Raw genomic sequence first — 19,975 nt, 5'->3', positions numbered from 1 at the left:
CCAATGAAAAATCAAGCAACAGGAATTTTCTATGATGGAAATTCATCGGTGCCACAGGAAGTGGTATTTCTTTTTGACTCTAATGTAGCAACACTTGTTTTTGAAGTATCAAATGGAACTACTTATCAATGGAAATGCAGCGAAATAGTATTCAAAAAAACAGGTTCCAAATTGAGTTTTCGTCACAAAGTAGAAGTTTCCCAAAATGGATATACTACTGATTCGAAATTTATAGACGAAGTACTCACTTTTACAAAGAAAAAGGGACAATATGGTTGGTACCAAAGTCTTTTGGATTTAGGGACTACAATTCATCTAGGATTAGCAGTGGTTATTCTTGCAATTATAGGGTTATGTTATCTTTATGCCATTCCCTGGGTTGCTGAAAAATCAGTTGTTTTGATACCTGAAGAATATGATACTAAACTAGGAGATACTTTTTTTGAACAAAATGTTATTTTTAGCTCCATTGACTCTTCTAAAACAAAGGCTCTAAATGAGTTTGCCAAAGAATTAAAATTAAACAATACAAAACAGCTGAAGTTCTCCGTTGTAGATTCTGAAATTGTGAATGCTTTTGCACTTCCTGACGGCAATATTGTTGTTTATACAGGGATATTGGATTCGATGCAAAACTATGATGAGCTAGTGGGTTTATTGGGCCATGAAGCGGCACATGTAAACCACAGGCATTCCATGAAAATGTTATGCAGGAATTTATCGGGTTATTTGTTTGTTTCGGCAATTTTGGGAGATGTAAACGGGATTATGGCCACTATTGGGAACAACATAAATAGTTTACAATCGCTTTCTTTCTCTCGAGAATTTGAGCACCAAGCCGATGTTGAAGGATTTAATGTGTTAGTTATAAACAAAATAAATCCCATAGGTATGGCTAATCTATTTAAACGATTAGAGAATAAAAATTACATTTCGATGCCACAATTCTTAAGTTCGCACCCTATGACCGAAGACAGAATTACTTTCATGGAAAAGAGGATAAAAACAAAAAAATTTCAGATTGAGGACAATCAAAAATTAAAAAATTTATTTCAAAAAATGAAGAAGTAATTTTTCAAAGGTTTATAATGTACAACCCCAATTTAAAGTTTGAGTTACTTTAAAATTGGGGTTTTGTTTTTTAAGTTTAAGAACTAGATTTAATTGAAAGTTAAATACAGTCTTACTTTGATTAAAGAAGTGAAATTTACTTAAATTGCAAGACTTATTTGGTTTTGTATTTAGATTCTCTTACAACCATATAATTTATTAACCTTTCAAATCCTAAAAATGAAATTATATCCTATAGAAACTGGTAATTTTAAACTGGACGGTGGCGCTATGTTTGGTGTTGTTCCCAAAACAATTTGGAATAGAACCAATCCCGCTGATGAAAACAATTTAATTGATATTGCTGCAAGATGCTTGCTTATTGAAGACGAAAACCGATTGATTTTGATTGATACCGGAATGGGGAACAAGCAATCAGAGAAGTTTTTTGGATATTATTCGCTTTGGGGTTCTCATTCTATGGATAAATCTTTGGCTAAATATGGTTTTCATCGTGATGATATTACAGATGTTTTTATGACACACTTGCATTTTGACCATTGTGGCGGAAGCGTGCAATGGAACAAAGATAAAACGGGTTATGAACCTGCGTTTAAAAATGCCAAATTCTGGTCGAATGAAAATCATTGGGAATGGGCTACAAAACCAAACCCAAGAGAGAAAGCATCGTTCTTGTCTGAAAATATTTTACCAATGCAGGAAAGCGGGCAATTGAATTTTATAAAAAGACCTGAAGGTGATTTCTTAGAAAAGTCAGAAATGGGTTTTGGCATTTTCTTTGCAGATGGTCATACGGAGAAACAGATGATCCCTCACGTTCAATATAAAGATAAAACAATTGTTTTTTGTGCTGATTTATTGGCTACAGCCGGACACATTCCAGTTCCTTATGTCATGGGATATGATACCAGACCGTTACTGACTATGCCCGAAAAAACTAAATTCCTAAATGCAGCTGCTGATAATAATTTCTATTTATTTTTGGAACACGATGCACATAATGAAATTATAACAGTGCAACATACAGAGAAAGGCGTTCGATTAAAAGATGTTTTCAGTTGTGAGGAAATCTTAAAATAGTGTTAATCTACCTATTTTTGTAACAAAATAAATTATTTTAGACAAATATTTAAAATCTTATAAAATATCAATAAATGAATAGTATTAAACCTATTTTACTTTCTGCTTTTGCCATTATGGTGTTGGCGGGATGTGGAGCTCAAAAACAAGTTTCAAGCCTTAGTTCAGTTGCCCTAATAAGTGCCCCTTTAAATATTAAGAAAGTTGCCCCTTTAAAAGAAAGCGAATTAAAACGCTGGAGTCACTTAGATATTGTAAAAGATACGATTCCAGGAATGAGTGTTGATAGAGCGTATTCGGAATTATTAAAGAACAAAACGGGTGTAAAAGTTATTGTTGGAATTGTAGATTCTGGTGTGGACATCGAACATGAAGATTTAAAAGATGTGGTTTGGACCAATACAAAAGAGATTCCAGGAAACGGAATTGATGATGATAAAAACGGTTACATTGATGATATTCATGGTTGGAACTTCCTTGGAGACATTACAAAAGAAAATTTAGAATACGAAAGAATTATCAAGGATAAAAGTTTAGTTGACGAGGCGACATATCTTGAAGCTAAAAAACTAAATGATGATAAAATTGCTGAAGCAAAAGCTGGAAAAGAGCGTTTGGAAGAATTGTTATTTGGAACTTCAAATGCAGATGCCGTTTTAACGAAACATTTTGCAAAACCAGTATATACCATTAAAGAAGTAAATGAAATAGAATCAAAAGACTCTACACTTTTGGGAAGCAAAGTAATGATGCAAAGAATGCTTTCTTATGGATTGAGCGTTCCGGAATTAAAAGTTGCTATTAAAGATGATATTGATGGAATGATTGCATTGCTTAATGGTGATAATCTAAAACAAAACTATAGAGCTGTTGTTGGTGACAATCCAAACGATATTACGGATACAAAATACGGAAATAATAACGTGATGGGACCGGACAAAGAGAAAATCCTTCATGGAACTCATGTTGCTGGAATCGTAGCTCAAGTTAGAAATAACGGTATAGGTGGAGACGGAATCGCAAGTAATGTTGAAATTTTAACGGTACGTGCTGTGCCAGATGGTGATGAATATGATAAAGATATTGCATTAGGAATTCGTTATGCAGTTGATAATGGAGCCAAAGTAATTAACGGAAGTTTTGGTAAAAGTTTTTCACCACACAAGCAATGGGTTTACGACGCTATTAAATATGCCGAAAAGAAAGATGTATTAATCGTTCATGCTGCAGGAAATGATGCAGAAGATATTGATAGTTACAATAATTATCCAAATGATTCTGATGACAAGAAAACAGAATTTGCTGATAACATGATTACTATTGGAGCATTAAATTTTGATTATAGTGATAAAGTGGTGGCCCGTTTTTCAAATATTGGAAAAGTGAATGTGGATGTTTTTGCTCCAGGAGTAAAAATTTACGCTTCGACGCCTAATAATACGTACAAATATTTACAAGGAACGTCAATGGCTTCACCAAATGTTGCTGGAGTTGCGGCTATTATTCGTTCGTATTATCCTAGTTTATCTGCTTCACAAGTAAAACATATTTTGATGGATTCTGGAGTGGCTATTACTACAAATGTTATTGTTGGAGGTAATCCAAAAGATACACGTTCATTTACTACTTTGTCTAAATCAGGAAAAATAGTTAATGCATACAATGCCTTAATCATGGCGGATAAAATGTCAAAAAAATAAATTGCATACTTATTAATCTAATGGAAGGACGAATGTCCTTCCATTTTTTATTTTAAAAAAAAATGAGAAAATTACTTTTACTTTCAATTGTCACATTCAATTTCGGGTCCTTAATGGCTCAAAATTCTACCTATTGGCAACAACATGTTGATTACAAAATGGAGGTTACTATGGATGTGAAAAATTATCAATACAAAGGAAAGCAAGAATTGGTATATACTAACAATTCATCCGATACTCTTAAAACAGTTTATTACCATTTATTCAATAATGCTTTTCAGCCAGGAAGTGAAATGGATGCACGCTTACACAGCATCAAAGATCCTGATGGAAGAATGGTAAACAAAGTTACTGTAGAGGGTAAAGAAGTTAAAGTAAGCCGAATTGAAAGTTTAAAACCGAACGAAATAGGATATTTAAAAATCACTAATTTCAAACAAGATGGTGTTGATGCTGCTGCAAAAACTGTAGGGACAATTCTAGAAGTTACTTTGGCTAAGCCAATTTTACCTAATACAAAAACAACATTTAAGCTTGATTTTGACGGACAAGTCCCAGTACAAATTCGTCGTTCTGGTAGAAATAATTCCGAAGGAGTAGAGTTGTCAATGGCGCAATGGTATCCAAAAATGGCCGAATTTGATTTTGAAGGTTGGCATGCTGATCCGTATATCGCTAGAGAATTCCATGGTGTTTGGGGGAATTTTGATGTAACAATCAATATCGATAAGGATTATACTTTAGGAGGTTCAGGATATTTACAAAACCAAAACGAAATAGGACATGGGTATCAAGATGAAGGGGTTACTGTAGCATATCCGAAGAAAACTAAAATGTTATCTTGGCATTTTGTAGCGCCTATGGTGCACGATTTTACTTGGGCTGCTGATAAAAATTACATCCACGATGTAGTAAAAGGACCAAATGATGTGGCTTTACATTTCTTGTACAAAGACTACCCAAAAACAGTGGAGAACTGGAAAAAACTAGAGCCAATGATGGTAAAGGTGATGGATTTTTACAATAAAAACATTGGAAATTATCCTTACAAACAATACTCTTTTATTCAAGGTGGAGATGGCGGAATGGAGTATGCTATGTGTACGTTGATGTTAGGAAACGGAACTCTGGAAGGAATTTATGGAACTGCAACGCATGAGTTGGGGCACTCTTGGTTCCAACATATCTTAGCTTCAAATGAGTCTAAACATCCTTGGATGGATGAAGGATTTACTACTTATGTAGAGGATTTAGCTATCAATGAATTATCGGGAAAAAAAGTAGCAAACCCTTTTGAAGGAAATTACAAAGCCTATTATAGATTAGTTGAATCAGGTAAAGAGCAACCACAAACAACACATGGAGATCGTTACGAAGAAAACAGACCCTATAGCATTTCTTCCTACGTAAAAGGAAGTATCTTTTTGTCACAGTTGCGATATGTTATTGGTGATGATAAATTGGCAGAAACTATCAAAAGATATTTCCATGATTTTAAATTCAAACATCCTACGCCTAACGATATCAAAAGGAGTGCAGAACGTGTTTCGGGAGCAAATCTAGATTGGTATTTGGTGGACTGGACTGAGACTACTAACACGATTGATTACGGAATCAAAGCCGTAACGGATAATGGAGATCAAACAACAGTAAGTTTGGAAAGAATTGGCAGAATGCCAATGCCGATTGACTTAACTGTAGAATACACAGATGGAACTTCAGAAAGTTTTTATGTTCCTTTACGTATGATGAGTTTTGTAAAAGAAAATCCAAATCCATTAGTTAAAAGAACGGTTTTAAACGACTGGACTTGGGCAGCATCTAATTATGATTTTACTATTGCTAAACCCAAAAGTACCATCAAGAAAATCACTATTGACCCAAGCGGATTAATGGCTGATGTAAAACAAGCGAATAACGTTTATGAAGTAAAGTAATATTTTATTGAGCATAAAAAAAGTCCAGTTTTAAACTGGACTTTTTTTTGTTTTATTTTCCTTCAATCTTTCTTAGATTCTCTAACATATCTTTGGTCATGGTCTCCAAATCATATTTGTGTTTCCATCCCCAATCTTCTCGAGCTTGATGGTCATCGATACTTGCAGGCCAGCTATTGGCTATTTTTTGACGAAAGTCGGGTTCGTAAGTAATCGTAAATTCTGGAATGTGTTTCTTGATTTCAGCCGCTATTTCTGTTGGTGTAAAACTCATGGCAGCCAAGTTATAGGACGAATGAATTTTGATTTCTTCTTCTTCTGCTTGCATGATTTGAATCGTTGCTGCAATCGCATCATCCATATACATCATCGGCATTTTAGTTTCTGAGGATAAAAAGCATTCGTATTTTTTATCCGAAAGGGCTTTGTGAAAAATATCCACAGCATAATCAGTAGTTCCACCCCCTGGAGGCGATGACCAGCTAATTAAACCAGGATAACGGATGCTTCGTACATCCACTCCAAAGATATTATGGTAGTATTCGCACCATCTTTCACCAGCTTGCTTACTGATTCCATAAACCGTTGAAGGCTCCATAATGGTATATTGAGGTGTGTTTTCTTTAGGAGTTGTAGGTCCAAAAACGGCAATACTAGAAGGCCAGAATATTTTTTTTATTTTTCCGGCTTTCGCCAAGTTCAAAACGTGAAATAACGAGTTCATATTCAAATCCCAAGCAAATGCAGGGTTTTTCTCTGCAGTTGCTGATAGTAAAGCAGCCATTAAATATACATCAGTTATATTGTGGATTTCTACTAAATGCTCGATTTGGTTAAAATCCAACGCATTTATAACTTCAAAAGGCCCAGAATTAACAACGTCAATATTTAGTTTTCTGATATCAGACGCTATAACATTTTCGACTCCATAAATTTTTCTCAGTGAAAGAGTCAACTCGGTACCAATTTGGCCACAAGCTCCAATAATCAATATTTTTGTACTCATTTGAATGTGATTTAAAGGACAAAGATAACGTTTTCGTAAACAGTTTAATCGCCTCGAAGCGAGTTTGCAAATTGTATAAATAAACACTTAAAATGATATTTGTATAAATCTTTTTTTGGCATTTTTAATGCTAAAAACGCAGTGTTTGAAGCTGAATTGTAATTCCTGTTTTCAGGCCTTTATTTATAAATTTACTTTGTAACTTTGTGCTTCAATGCAATTACGATGAAATATAAAATTATATATGTTTTTTTTCTGGTGCTAATTCTTTCTTCATGTAAAAATGACAATCAAAAAAGAGTAGCTGAAAACGAAAAAGAAGTTAAAAAGAAGGAGCTTATTTTTTCTACTATAAATAAAGGTTGGGTTTTTTATGACACACCAATTAATGATGCTTCTGAAGCCAGTGTTGCGTCTTGGAATGAGTTCCGTCAATTTTTGGCTGAACTAGCCATTAAGCCCAAAAAGACTATTGGGGCATTTCAACAAAAATCGGCAGCCATTTCAAAGAAAGCGATGGCGTTGAATAACAATATTCCATATCAATACAACAAGCCTCAAATAAAAAGTAGGATTTCGACCTTGATTACTAAAGTTCGTATGTTAGACTTATTCATTCATTTAGATAATATTCCTGATCAAAAAGTCATTCATTTAATTGCTGAAATAAATAATGAACTGAGTTCCTTGCAAAGACAAATGGATAAAATTGTTGAAAAAGGCAAAATTCCAGTCGAAGAAGGAGAGTCTGAGTTAAAACAAATGATGGACGCTTCAAGAGCAATCCCAAACACCCCAATTGACCCAAATACCCCTCGCGTTGAGTAAAAAAAATCTATACAACACTTACGATAGTTCGCCTAAAACGAAACAAATTGTTGATTGTTTACAAGAAAATAATCAAGTAAAAATGCATCTTAGCGGTTTGCTTGGATCGGCCGTTTCATTTGTGATTCAAGCTTTATTCAAGAAAGCCGAACTTCCTTTTTTAATTGTATTAAATAATAAAGAGGAAGCCGCTTATTATTTGAATGATTTAGAACAAATGATAGGCGATAAAGATGTTTTGTTTTATCCGGGCTCCTATCGCCGTCCATACCAAATTGAAGAGACTGATAATGCGAATGTTTTGCTGCGCGCTGAGGTGTTGAACCGCATTAATTCTCGCAAGAAACCCGCTGTTATTGTCAGTTATCCCGAAGCGCTATTTGAAAAAGTGGTTACTCGTAGAGATTTAGACAAAAACACACTAAAAGTAGCGGTTGGAGACCAACTTTCTATCGACTTTATCAATGAGGTTTTATTCGAATATGAATTTAAACGGGTTGATTTTATTACGGAACCAGGGGAGTTTTCTGTTCGTGGTGGAATTGTAGATGTTTTTTCTTTTTCGAATGATAATCCGTACCGAATAGAGTTTTTTGGTAACGAAGTAGATAGTATTCGAAGCTTTGATGTAGGTACACAATTGTCTATCGAAATTCAAAAAAAGATTACCATTATCCCGAATGTGGAGAATAAAGTATTTCAAGAAAACAGAGAAAGTTTCTTGGATTATATTTCGGAAAAAACGGTAATTTTTATTCAAAACACAGAGGATTTATTTTCACAATTAGACAAACAATTTGCGAAAGCTGAAGAAGCTTTTGAGAAATTATCCAAAGATATAAAGCACGCAACACCAGAACAATTGTTTCTCAATCAATCGGCTTTTATCAAGAGAGCTTTAGATTTCTCGGTTGTAGAATTCAGTTCTAAAGCCATTTTTCGAACTACTAAAAAATTCGAATTCCACATTCAGCCACAACCGTCTTTCAATAAGCAATTTGATTTGTTGTTAAATAACCTGAATGAAAATCATTTTAACGGATATAAAAATTATTTGTTTTGTTCGAATGAGGCCCAAGCCAAACGATTTCATGATATTTTTGAAACTTTAGATGAAGCCAATTCTGAGGACATTCGAAAACAATACAGTACTATCGTTTTGCCTTTGTACCAAGGCTTTATAGATGAAGAAAATCAAATAGCCTGTTATACCGATCACCAAATTTTTGAACGCTACCATAAATTTAGCATCAAAAATGGCTATTCGAAAAAACAGAATATTACGTTAAAAGAATTAACGACTTTATCGGTTGGGGACTATGTGACGCATATCGATCACGGTATTGGTCGTTTTGGTGGATTACAAAAAATACAGGTGGAGGGAAAAACGCAGGAAACCATTAAATTAGTTTATGCTGATAATGATATTGTTTATGTGAGTATTCATTCGCTACACAAAATCTCAAAATATACGGGTAAAGACGGAACACCTCCTAAAATTTATAAATTAGGATCGAATGCTTGGAAAGTTTTAAAACAAAAAACTAAGGCCAGAGTCAAACATATTGCCTTCAACTTGATTCAGTTGTATGCCAAAAGGAGATTGGATAAAGGATTCCAGTTTGCACCAGATAGTTATTTGCAAAACGAATTAGAAAGTTCGTTTATTTACGAAGATACACCGGATCAAACTAAATCTACAGCCGAAGTAAAAGCGGATATGGAAAGCGACCGACCAATGGATCGGTTGGTTTGTGGAGACGTAGGATTTGGAAAAACAGAGGTGGCGATTCGTGCCGCTTTTAAGGCAGTTGATAATAGTAAACAAGTAGCGATTTTGGTTCCTACAACCATTCTAGCCTACCAGCATTATCGAACATTTACCGAAAGGCTAAAAGACATGCCAGTTTCTATTGGGTACTTAAATCGTTTTAGAACAGCCAAACAAAAAGCAGAAACGTTAAAGTTATTAGCCGAAGGAAAACTAGATATAGTAATTGGAACACATCAATTAGTTAATAAAAATGTAGTCTTTAAGGATTTAGGTTTATTGATTGTAGATGAGGAACAAAAATTTGGGGTTAACGTAAAAGACAAACTAAAAACAATAGCAGCCAATGTGGATACGTTGACCTTAACGGCAACGCCTATCCCAAGAACCTTGCAATTCTCATTGATGGCAGCGCGTGATTTATCCGTAATTACAACGCCACCGCCTAATAGATATCCTATTGAAACGAATGTAGTAGGATTTAGCGAAGAGTTGATTCGGGATGCTATTTCGTATGAAATTCAGCGTAACGGACAGGTTTTCTTTATTAATAATCGAATTGAAAACATTAAGGAAGTTGCTGGAATGATTCAGCGATTAGTTCCTAATGCCAGAGTAGGTATTGGTCACGGCCAAATGGAAGGAAAAAAACTCGAGGAATTGATGTTAGCCTTCATGAACGGAGAATTTGATGTATTGGTTGCAACTACTATCATCGAAAGTGGATTAGATGTTCCCAATGCGAATACCATTTTTATTAATAATGCCAATAATTTTGGATTGTCTGATTTGCATCAAATGCGTGGTCGAGTAGGGCGTAGTAACAAAAAAGCATTCTGTTACTTTATATGTCCTCCATATTCAGCAATGACAGATGATGCCAGAAAACGAATTCAAGCACTAGAACAATTCAGCGAACTAGGAAGCGGATTTAATATTGCCATGAAAGATTTAGAGATTCGTGGTGCAGGAGATTTATTAGGTGGAGAGCAATCTGGTTTTATAAACGAAATTGGTTTTGATACCTATCAAAAAATCATGAATGAAGCTATTGAGGAATTGAAAGAAAACGAATTCAAAGACTTATATCCTACCGAGAATAATATAGAAACCAAGGAATACGTAAAAGATCTTCAAATCGATACGGATTTTGAATTGCTATTTTCTGACGAGTACATTAATAATATTAGTGAGCGACTTAATTTGTACAACGAATTAGGAGCGATTAAAAGCGAAGAAGATTTACAGGTTTTCCAGAAAAAATTGATTGACCGTTTTGGTCCTATGCCACCACGAGCGATTGCTTTAATGAACAGCATACGAATCAAATGGATTGCTAGTGGAATTGGGATAGAGAAGTTAGTAATGAAGCAAGGCAAGATGATTGGTTATTTTGTATCTGATCAACAATCGGATTATTACCAGTCGAATCGTTTTATGGCTGTGATGCAATTTGTTCAAAAACACAGTTCTATTTGTAGAATTAAAGAAAAAGAAACCAAGAACGGCTTGCGTTTATTGTTGACTTTTGAAAATGTAAAATCAACCAGAAGAGCCTTAGAGTTAATGAAAATGTTAGGTGGTATTGAAGAATAAAGTAACCGCTTAATATCCTTTGATAAATTAAATTAAAAGCTTCCAGTCTTAAATGATTTGGAAGTTTTTTTTATTCTTATATTTGATTTTTACAAATTCATTCGCAATGAAATTAAAATCAATAGACGAGTTTTACCAAGAAATCTCTGGAGACGCTAGTACGGAATTGAGCAGCTTATTACCAGACGGTATCCAAAAAGAAATAGGACATTTCAATGTTTTTAATATCAAAGAACTTTATGAAAGATTAAAGGAAAAGTCATTTATGCCATATGATCGAAGAGCCTATTATAAAATAAGTTTGATAAAAGGGAAGAACAGAGCAGAATATGCCGATAAAGTAATTGAAATTGAAAAGAATGCCCTTTTATTTGCTACGCCAAAGATTCCATATCATTATGTCCCTCAAGATTTACAACAACAATCAGGGCAATTTTGTGTTTTTACAACTGCGTTTTTAACCAAAGATAAAAGCGGTCTCGATTTAGATAGTCTCCCTATTTTTCAGCCAGATGGTTATCCCATTTTTGAAATATCAGATGAGGAAGCGGAAGCAATCGATTTGATTTTTAAAAAGATACATTGTGAGATCAATTCAGATTATGTGTATAAATATGATTTGATTCGCAATTATGTTTCGGAGTTGATACACTTTGGACAAAAACTACAACCCGTTACTGCTTTATATTCTAAGCATAATTCGACTGCTAGAGTGGCTTCTCTTTTTGTAGAATTACTAGAAAGACAGTATCCTGTTGAATCTCCACGTCAAAGAGTAGAATTAAGAACGGCCAAAGATTTTGCCGGTCGTTTGTCTATTCACGTGAATCATTTGAACAAAGTATTAAAAGAAAATACAGGAAAGACAACAACAGAATTAATTACTCAACGCTTAGTCAATGAAGCAAAAATTTTATTAAAAGAAACCGATTGGAATATTTCGGAAATTGCCTATTCACTGGGTTTTGAGGAACTGGCACATTTTTCCAATTTCTTTAAAAAACAAACTACATTGACGCCTTTGTCTTTTAGAGTTTAAATTATGTGATTTGAATTTTGCAAACTATGGATTGATATTTACAATTGATGAAGTGTACATCTGTATTAATTTTGTTCTATCAAATAAAAACAAATCAAAATGGAAAACAAAAAAAATAAAATCGCTCTAGTGACTGGTGGTAGTCGCGGATTAGGAAAAGAAATGGCTTTGAGTTTAGCTAAAAAAGGACTTGATGTAGTATTGACTTACCACAGTAAAAAGGAAGAAGCAGAAGTGGTTGTAGCTGAAATTGAAAAACTGGGACAAAAGGCAGTTGCAATTCAGTTGAATGTAGCGGAATCAAGTAGTTTTGATTCGTTTTTTCAAAATGTAACAACGGTTTTAAAAAGCACTTTTAATACGGATAAATTTGACTTTTTAGTTAATAATGCAGGTGTGGGAGTTCATGAAGGGTTTTTAACAACTACCGAGGCTCAAGTAGACAACATGGTTAATATTCATTTTAAAGGAGCATTTTTTCTAACTCAAAAAGCGTTAGTAGTAATGAATGACGGTGGTGGAATTGTAAATATTTCTTCAGGATTAACTCGTTTTTCATTCCCAGGTTATGCTGCTTATGCAAGTATGAAAGGAGCAATAGAAACCTTGTCCAAGTACCAAGCAAAAGAATTGGGAGAACGAAAAATAAGAGTAAATATTGTAGCGCCAGGAGCTATAGAAACTGATTTTGGTGGTGGAGCAGTTCGTGACAATGAACAATTAAACCAAATGATTGCTGCAATGACAGCATTAGGAAGAGTAGGCTTGCCAGACGATATTGGTAGCGTAGTTGCTTTTCTATGTACAGATGATGCTAAATGGGTCAATGCACAACGAATTGAAGTTTCGGGCGGAATGAATTTGTAGTTCAAATCTTTTTAAAATTAAAAAGCTTCCAACCTTTTTTAAGACTGGAAGCTTGAAAATATACAATTTGAATGTTTAATTCTTCAAATCTTTTATTACTTTAAAAGCAACATCAACTTGCTCTTCGCTTACTAAAATGGTAAATTCATTAGAAGTAGAAATCACCTCGTTGATTATAATTCCTTCCCAAGCCAAACGTTGAAAAATGAAATAGTAAATACCAGGAATTACAATGTTTTCTTTGGGTAATTTTACGGTGATAGAAGCTAGATTATCTAGTTTTTGAATCAACTTTTCGCTTACAAAATGCTTGTCAACTAATTGATTTACACTATTGCTTATCACTATGTTGATTTCATTTACACCTCTTGATGAGGTATAAAAAACATCGGGCAACGCATTAATATCCGAGATTAATTCAGCTTGTTTATTTAAAACAGTTTCTGATACTGCAAAAGTATAGTCAGTCAAAGCAGATCGAACCGTAATCTCTCCAATGTTTTTTATTACTTTATTGATTTTGTGATTTAATCGGAAGTCTAATTCTTCGGTCAGTCTTTTTAGTGACATTACGATGGCTCCTTGTTTAACTTCTTTTCCAAATTCACTTTCCAATTCGGACATGATATTTCGGGATAATGAGGTTAAGTTGATTATCCCAAGTGATAAAGCATTTAATAAAAATGGCTTTGTTTTAATGTAATTTTCTACAATTGAAGAAACGGTTTTCATAATAAATTAGGTGTTTTTACTTAGTTTTAGTAGTTAGTTTAGTTAGTTGTTGTGTCAAAAACCGCTACAAATATAAATAAAAAACAATTTGTTACAAATATAACATGATAAAATTTACTTAAAAATGATAAAAAGCATCGATAAGGTGTTCAATTACAAAAGATTTACCCTCTTTATGGATAGCAATAATGTCAAAACGAACATTGACATCCATATTTTTTTCTACTACGTAGGCGTCAACTGACTTAACAAGAAGTTGAATTTTTTTTGGTTTAACGAAATCTTGAGGCAAACCAAATTCAATTGAGGAACGAGTTTTAACTTCAACAATTGCCAAAATATCTTCTTTCTTAGCAATTATATCTATTTCTGCTTTTTGAAAAGTCCAGTTAGTATCTAGAATTTCATACCCTTCTTTTTGCAGAAAGGCAACAGCCATTTCTTCGCCGAATTTCCCTAATTCATTGTGTTCCGCCATTTTATCAATTTTAAATCACTTGAATTTTTAAAGAAAATTATTACTCAAAAGTTACTGAAGCGTTACTTGTAGTAACTTCTATGTGAATGATATCTCCTAAAACTAGAGCACGATTATCTCTTATGTGACCTGCGGGGAAATTGTAGATAATAGGAATGTTGTATTTTTTAGTAACATCTTCTATAATTTCGACAGCATTTTTCCCCCATGGAATATCATTGTCTTTCATTTTTGTCATGGAACCCACAATAATTCCTTTAATACTTTCTAGACAACCATTGCGTTTGAGGTTCATCATCATGCGGTCAATGTGATATAAATATTCATCGAGATCTTCAATAAATAATATTTTGTCTTTACAGTCAATAGCCGAATTTGATCCTAGTAAACTATATAGAATAGATAGATTTCCTCCTACTAATTCTCCAGAGGCACTTCCCGTTCTATTCATAGGGTCAGATGCAATATTGTAATTCAGTTTTTCTCCAAACAAAGACAAACGCAAACTTTCGATTGCTTCAGGGGTTGCTCTCGGCACCGTTATAGGCATCACGCCGTGAATGGATTTATAACCCATTGTATTGAGGTGATTGTGTAAAACGGTAATGTCACTAAAACCCACAATCCATTTCGGGTGTTGTTTGAATTTTGTAAAGTCTAATAAATCAATCATTCGCACCGTACCATACCCTCCTTTTACACACCAAATTGCTTTGATGTTTGGGTTGTCCAATTGCTTTTGAAAATCCGCAGCTCTTTGTTCATCAGTACCTGCAAGTTGGTTATTGTCTAAACCAATGGTACTTCCTATCACTACTTCTAATCCCCAACTGTGCAATAAATCAATTGCCGGCTTAAGATTGTCGTCAATGTTTTTTCTTGCTGTTGATACTATGGCAATGGTATCTCCTTTTTGTAAAATAGGTGGTGTGGTCATTAGTGTGTGGGATTGGGTATTGTTAGAATGTAAAATAAAAATTAAAAGTAGGAATTTAGTCCAACAAAAATTAATATTTAACGTCCAAAATCGAGTGGTAGGCATGTTTTTATTTTTCTGGGGTAAATATAATTTGAGTAGCTCCTCAATAGGATTAAAACAAAGATAGCAAATTTGAAATAATTTATTATTTACTTCTCAAAATGAAGTATTTTTACTTGAAGATATATTCTTGACGGTCATTCCTTTTTAAACGGTGCTTATGAAAATTTTACGATCGATTCTCTTTCTCCTTTTATTTTTTCCGCTGACAAAGACAGTAGGTCAACAAAAAAATTATTCGATTCATACCGTTGCTTTTTATAATTTCGAAAATCTTTTTGACACTATTAATAATCCGGATACTAATGATGATGAATGGACTCCAAAAGGAGCACAACACTGGACTTCCAAAAAATACCATCAAAAACTTCAAAACCTTTCTAGAGTTTTATTCGAAATAGGTTCTTCTGAAAATACTAATTCACCTACATTCATTGGATGTTCCGAAATTGAAAATAGAGGAGTCTTAGAAGATTTGCTCAAAGAATCTAAACTCATTAATATTGATTATGGTATCATCCATTTTGATTCTCCCGATAAAAGAGGAATTGATGTGGCTTTATTATATCAAAAGAAATATTTTCGACCAACAAGTTATACTAACATTCCATTATATGTATACAAAGACCAAGTCAAATTAAAAGAAAAAACTAAAAATGAATCTGTTGAAAAAACAGATGATGATGAAGAAATTAACCTACAGAATAATCGTGTTTTTACGCGGGATCAGCTGTTAGTCACAGGTTTTTTAGAGGGAGAAGAAATCAATATTATAGTAAACCACTGGCCATCCCGCTCAGGAGGTGAAAAAAAGACAAGTCCATTTAGAGAAGCTGCTGGAGCCTTGAACAGGAAAATAATTGATTCTTTACAGCGAATTAACCCAAATGCAAAAGTGATTACTTTAGGAGATTTAAATGACGGGCCGTCAAATGACAGTGTCAAAAAAGCACTTGGAGCCAAAGCTAAGAAAGAAGAGGTTTCGGTATTAGGAATCTATAATCCATTCGAAGAAATGGCTAAAAAAGGATTGGGTACCATCGCTTTTCGAGATTCTTGGGATATTTTTGACCAAATCATGGTTTCACAATCTTTAATAAGAAATGATTTTTCCAGCTTTCAATATTGGAAAGCGGGTATTTACAACAAACCTTTTTTAATACAAACTTCAGGACAGTATAAAGGCTATCCTAAAAGACATTCCGCCACCGAAATCGGGTTTAGCGATCATTTTCCCGTTTATATTTATTTAATTAAAGAAGTAAAGTAGGAATTTAAGCATAAAAATTTTGATGTGCCTATTTTAATAAATAAACGAATTGTCGTTAATGACATATTATCCTCCCTTAAATTAGAAAACGTACAAAAACAAGCAGTCTTTTGGTTTTGCTGGCTTTACTGCTAGGGACTTTTTCACTAACTTAGCGATTCAAAAATTTAACACCCAATCAAAATGTCCATAGCTAAACCATTCAACCTCAATAAATGGATTGATGAAAATCGTAAACTACTGAAACCACCAGTTGGCAACAGGAATTTATACAGAGAATCAGGGGATTATATTGTAATGATTGTTGCGGGTCCTAATGCTCGTAAAGATTATCATTATAATGAAACTGAGGAATTGTTTTATCAACTCGAAGGGTCCATAAAAGTAATCATTCAAGAAGATGGGGAACGCAAAGAAATGGAACTTCATGCTGGTGATATGTACTTGCATCCCGCCAATGTTCCACATTCTCCAGTACGTTCTGAGGGTTCTATAGGCCTGGTAATTGAACGCAAGAGAGTAGGGAAAGGTTTCACGGATGGATTACAATGGTATTGTGATAATTGCAATCATAAACTGTACGAAGTTCGTTTTGAACTTCATAACATTGAGAAAGATTTCTTACCCCATTTTGAACATTTTTATAACTCTGAAGAACTAAGAACGTGTGACCAATGTGGAACTGTTATGGAAGTCGACCCTCGATTTGTTGCCAAAAAATAGTTTTTTATTTAGGAGCTATTTCCCGTTATCCGCTGTATCTTTTGTGGCTTAAAGAAAGCCACAAAAGGATGCCGCTACTACCGGGGCTAGGATTTAGATGTAATTTACAACTCAAATCGCTTCCCTTGTTCTGGGAATATAAATTGCAAACCCAAGTCATTTTGCTTTATCAATTGATTTTTGATTTTTATATAATTGTCAACTGGTGGCTTCATATGGGTAATCACAATTTTAAACCCATTCAACCCATCTTTTCCAATAAGTTCAATTAACCTATGGAGTTCACTCAAGAGATGATTAGGTGTTAAATGTCCAAATAACTGAGTGTCGGGTTGCTCGTTTGGGAACGAAACTTCAATAAAAATTCCTTTTAATTGGTTGCTTTGGATCAAGGGAGCGATTTCGGTCCACAGCAAACGTAGTTTATCACTTTTTTCAACAGAATCGGCACCAGTATCGCCCAAGTACAAGGCATAAGCATCTTTGTTTTTAATTAAAAAAGCAGTACTTTCAAAAGGATTGACATGGCTTAATGAAAATGCTTTTACGGTCATTGTGGTGTTAGAAATTGGAGTTTCTTCAAGAGTATTTAGCGTTTGAAAATGGTATTTTTTTATTTGATAACCAGTGCCTTCATCTCCAAAATTAACCCAAGTTTGTCCGTTGAAATAATGTTTTTCCATCATTTCCATACAACTATGTGTTGCATAGACCGTTTTTGATGAATCGGCAGGTGAATTAATAATCAAACCCGAAACATGATCTAAATGGGCATGGGATATTAAATACCCTTTGATATATTTTTTTAAAACCGTTTCTGAGGAAACTTTAAAAATTTTATTTGCAATTGCCTTTTCAATTCCTGCATGCAGGGTTCCCGCATCAAGACAAATATATTCGGTTGTATTTGATGGAGCGAGTAAATAAGCGGAAAGATTGGTTTCGTCAATACCGCCTCTTATACCCAAAGGAATAACTTGAAATGCAGGGTTTTGTGCTTGTTGGGCAAATGTATTTGCAGACAGTAAAAACAAGTAAATCCAGAAATTTTTAAAAAGGGTCATAGGACATTATTATGAATTAATTTCAGACTATAAAATTAGTTTCTTCTTTTTAAATTGAAGCTTTTTTTTGCTAAATCAACTACATGTCACCAAATTGGTCTAATTTTAGTCCGATTTTAACACTATAATTGGGTTGAAATTCAACACGAAATTATATCTTTACAAAAAAATATAACAATTTTAACCAAAAAAGTTACAATGATAACAATAGCAAATCAATTCGGAATGAAAGAAGCTTTAACTCAATTGGGTATAAAGGACATAAATGAAGGAACATCAACAGGATTAAATCATTTTTCAAATGGAGAAATCCTAGAAAGTTATTCTCCCGTAGACGGTCAATTGATAGCAAAAGTAAGAACAACTACAGCAGCAGATTATGAAAAAGTAATGGAATCAGCAACAGCTGCTTTCAAAACTTTTAGAACCATGCCAGCACCACAACGTGGAGAAATTGTTCGTCAGTTTGGAGAAAAATTACGTAAAAATAAAGAGGCTTTAGGTAAATTGGTTTCTTATGAAATGGGAAAATCATTACAAGAAGGATATGGAGAAGTACAAGAAATGATTGATATCTGCGATTTTGCAGTAGGTCTTTCTCGTCAATTGCATGGATTAACAATGCACTCTGAGCGTCCGGGACACCGTATGTATGAACAATACCACCCAATGGGAATTGTTGGAATCATTTCGGCATTCAATTTTCCGGTAGCAGTTTGGGCTTGGAATACGGCCTTGGCTTGGATCTGTGGGGATGTTTGCGTTTGGAAACCATCTGAGAAAACACCGCTTTGTGGAATAGCTTGTCAAAATATTATTGCTGAGGTAATCAAAGAAAATAACCTTCCAGAAGGAATTTCTTGTTTAATCAACGGAGATTACAAAGTAGGAGAAATGATGACTAGTGATAAACGTGTACCTCTAATTTCGGCTACAGGTTCTACTCGTATGGGTAAAATTGTTGCTCAAACAGTAGCGGGTCGTTTAGGAAAATCATTATTAGAATTAGGTGGAAACAATGCCATCATTGTAACACCAGATGCTGATATTAAAATGACAGTGATTGGAGCTGTTTTTGGAGCAGTGGGAACTGCAGGACAAAGATGTACTTCTACACGTCGTTTAATCATTCATGAAAGTATTTACGATACTGTAAAAGACGCAGTCGTTTCGGCTTATGGTCAATTGCGTATTGGGAATCCATTAGACGAAAACAATCACGTAGGTCCAGTTATCGACAAACATGCAGTAGAAATGTACAATAATGCATTGACTAAAGTGGTTGCTGAAGGAGGTAAACTACTTGTTGAAGGTGGCGTTCTTACAGGTGCAGGATATGAAAGCGGATGTTATGTAAAACCAGCGATTGCTGAAGCAGATAATTCATTTGAAATTGTACAACACGAAACATTTGCTCCAGTATTGTATTTATTGAAATATTCAGGAAATGTTGAAGATGCACTTGCTATTCAAAATGGAGTGGCACAAGGATTGTCATCAGCGATTATGACCAATAATTTAAGAGAAGCTGAGTTATTCTTATCTGTTGTAGGTTCTGACTGTGGTATTGCAAATGTAAACATCGGAACTTCTGGCGCAGAAATTGGTGGAGCCTTTGGAGGAGAAAAAGAAACGGGTGGAGGTAGAGAATCGGGTTCTGATGCTTGGAAAGTATACATGAGACGCCAAACGAATACGATCAATTATACGACGAGTTTGCCATTGGCACAAGGAATAAAATTTGATTTGTAATCATGAATAATTAGCATAAAAA

The 19,975-nt window shown here is 34.2% G+C and carries 16 protein-coding genes; 11 read left to right on the top strand and 5 right to left on the bottom strand.

The genetic code is table 11. The features are described from left to right. Positions 1 to 3 precede the first annotated feature (3 nt). The 4 genes from AB3G36_RS03470 (at position 4) to AB3G36_RS03455 (ending at position 5,788) form a co-directional block, all read left to right on the top strand. On the top strand, positions 4 to 1,071 hold the full coding sequence (locus AB3G36_RS03470) for a M48 family metallopeptidase (protein WP_367756043.1): 1,068 nt from the start codon (positions 4 to 6) through the stop codon (positions 1,069 to 1,071). A gap of 219 nt (positions 1,072 to 1,290) precedes the next feature. Then, entirely contained in the window at positions 1,291 to 2,151 is an 861-nt protein-coding gene (locus tag AB3G36_RS03465; protein WP_367756041.1) for an MBL fold metallo-hydrolase, read from the top strand. A 74-nt stretch (positions 2,152 to 2,225) separates the two neighbouring features. Next, the gene (locus tag AB3G36_RS03460; protein ID WP_367756039.1) at positions 2,226 to 3,851 is read left to right on the top strand and encodes a S8 family peptidase; all 1,626 of its coding nucleotides are present in this window, start codon (positions 2,226 to 2,228) and stop codon (positions 3,849 to 3,851) included. A gap of 62 nt (positions 3,852 to 3,913) precedes the next feature. Then, a complete protein-coding gene (locus AB3G36_RS03455; protein ID WP_367756037.1) occupies positions 3,914 to 5,788 on the top strand; it encodes a M1 family metallopeptidase in 1,875 nt (624 codons plus the stop codon). Positions 5,789 to 5,840: 52 nt separating this feature from the next. On the opposite strand, the gene AB3G36_RS03450 is transcribed toward AB3G36_RS03455, so the two are convergent. Continuing rightward, a complete protein-coding gene (locus AB3G36_RS03450; protein WP_367756035.1) occupies positions 5,841 to 6,794 on the bottom strand; it encodes an L-threonine 3-dehydrogenase in 954 nt (317 codons plus the stop codon). A 225-nt stretch (positions 6,795 to 7,019) separates the two neighbouring features. On the opposite strand from AB3G36_RS03450, the gene AB3G36_RS03445 reads away from it, so the two are divergent. From AB3G36_RS03445 to AB3G36_RS03430, 4 genes are all read left to right on the top strand, one after another. Then, complete coding sequence (locus AB3G36_RS03445; protein ID WP_367756033.1) at positions 7,020 to 7,622, top strand: hypothetical protein; 603 nt, start codon at positions 7,020 to 7,022, stop codon at positions 7,620 to 7,622. Further along, entirely contained in the window at positions 7,615 to 10,989 is a 3,375-nt protein-coding gene (gene mfd / locus AB3G36_RS03440; protein ID WP_367756031.1) for a transcription-repair coupling factor, read from the top strand. Before AB3G36_RS03445 ends, mfd begins: the two co-directional genes overlap by 8 nt. A 106-nt stretch (positions 10,990 to 11,095) precedes the next feature. Beyond that, a complete protein-coding gene (locus AB3G36_RS03435; protein WP_367756029.1) occupies positions 11,096 to 12,028 on the top strand; it encodes a helix-turn-helix domain-containing protein in 933 nt (310 codons plus the stop codon). A gap of 99 nt (positions 12,029 to 12,127) precedes the next feature. Next, a complete protein-coding gene (locus AB3G36_RS03430) occupies positions 12,128 to 12,895 on the top strand; it encodes an SDR family NAD(P)-dependent oxidoreductase (RefSeq protein ID WP_367756027.1) in 768 nt (255 codons plus the stop codon). Positions 12,896 to 12,970: 75 nt separating this feature from the next. On the opposite strand, the gene AB3G36_RS03425 is transcribed toward AB3G36_RS03430, so the two are convergent. The 3 genes from AB3G36_RS03425 to AB3G36_RS03415 all read right to left on the bottom strand — a co-directional run bounded on the left by AB3G36_RS03425 (position 12,971) and on the right by AB3G36_RS03415 (position 15,042). Continuing rightward, positions 12,971 to 13,627 (bottom strand): aspartate kinase, encoded by a 657-nt coding sequence (locus AB3G36_RS03425; RefSeq protein ID WP_367756025.1) that lies wholly within the window; start codon positions 13,625 to 13,627, stop codon positions 12,971 to 12,973. 118 nt (positions 13,628 to 13,745) lie between these two features. Continuing rightward, a complete protein-coding gene (locus AB3G36_RS03420; protein ID WP_367756023.1) occupies positions 13,746 to 14,105 on the bottom strand; it encodes a YraN family protein in 360 nt (119 codons plus the stop codon). A 40-nt stretch (positions 14,106 to 14,145) separates the two neighbouring features. Further along, positions 14,146 to 15,042, bottom strand: a complete 897-nt coding sequence (locus tag AB3G36_RS03415; RefSeq protein WP_367756021.1) for an LD-carboxypeptidase — start codon at positions 15,040 to 15,042, stop codon at positions 14,146 to 14,148. A gap of 262 nt (positions 15,043 to 15,304) precedes the next feature. Between AB3G36_RS03415 and AB3G36_RS03410 the strand changes: the two genes are divergently transcribed. Both AB3G36_RS03410 and AB3G36_RS03405 read left to right on the top strand, forming a co-directional pair. Next, positions 15,305 to 16,414 carry an endonuclease/exonuclease/phosphatase family protein gene (locus tag AB3G36_RS03410; RefSeq protein WP_367756019.1) on the top strand — a complete coding sequence of 370 codons (1,110 nt, stop codon included), beginning with the start codon at positions 15,305 to 15,307 and terminating at the stop codon, positions 16,412 to 16,414. A 183-nt stretch (positions 16,415 to 16,597) separates the two neighbouring features. Next, positions 16,598 to 17,137 (top strand): 3-hydroxyanthranilate 3,4-dioxygenase, encoded by a 540-nt coding sequence (locus AB3G36_RS03405; RefSeq protein ID WP_367756017.1) that lies wholly within the window; start codon positions 16,598 to 16,600, stop codon positions 17,135 to 17,137. Between the two features lie 104 nt (positions 17,138 to 17,241). Here AB3G36_RS03405 and AB3G36_RS03400 read toward each other — a convergent pair whose 3' ends face one another. Further along, positions 17,242 to 18,201: an MBL fold metallo-hydrolase gene (locus tag AB3G36_RS03400; protein WP_367756015.1), complete on the bottom strand. Its 960-nt coding sequence runs from the start codon at positions 18,199 to 18,201 to the stop codon at positions 17,242 to 17,244. A gap of 198 nt (positions 18,202 to 18,399) precedes the next feature. Between AB3G36_RS03400 and AB3G36_RS03395 the strand changes: the two genes are divergently transcribed. After that, a complete protein-coding gene (locus AB3G36_RS03395; RefSeq protein WP_367756013.1) occupies positions 18,400 to 19,953 on the top strand; it encodes an aldehyde dehydrogenase family protein in 1,554 nt (517 codons plus the stop codon). Positions 19,954 to 19,975 lie beyond the last annotated feature (22 nt).

Source organism: Flavobacterium sp. WC2430 (assembly GCF_040822075.1).
In the GTDB taxonomy this organism is placed as follows: domain Bacteria; phylum Bacteroidota; class Bacteroidia; order Flavobacteriales; family Flavobacteriaceae; genus Flavobacterium.
The sequence above is the reverse complement of the archived record's forward strand: the minus strand, read 5'-3'. Positions and strand labels throughout refer to the sequence as shown.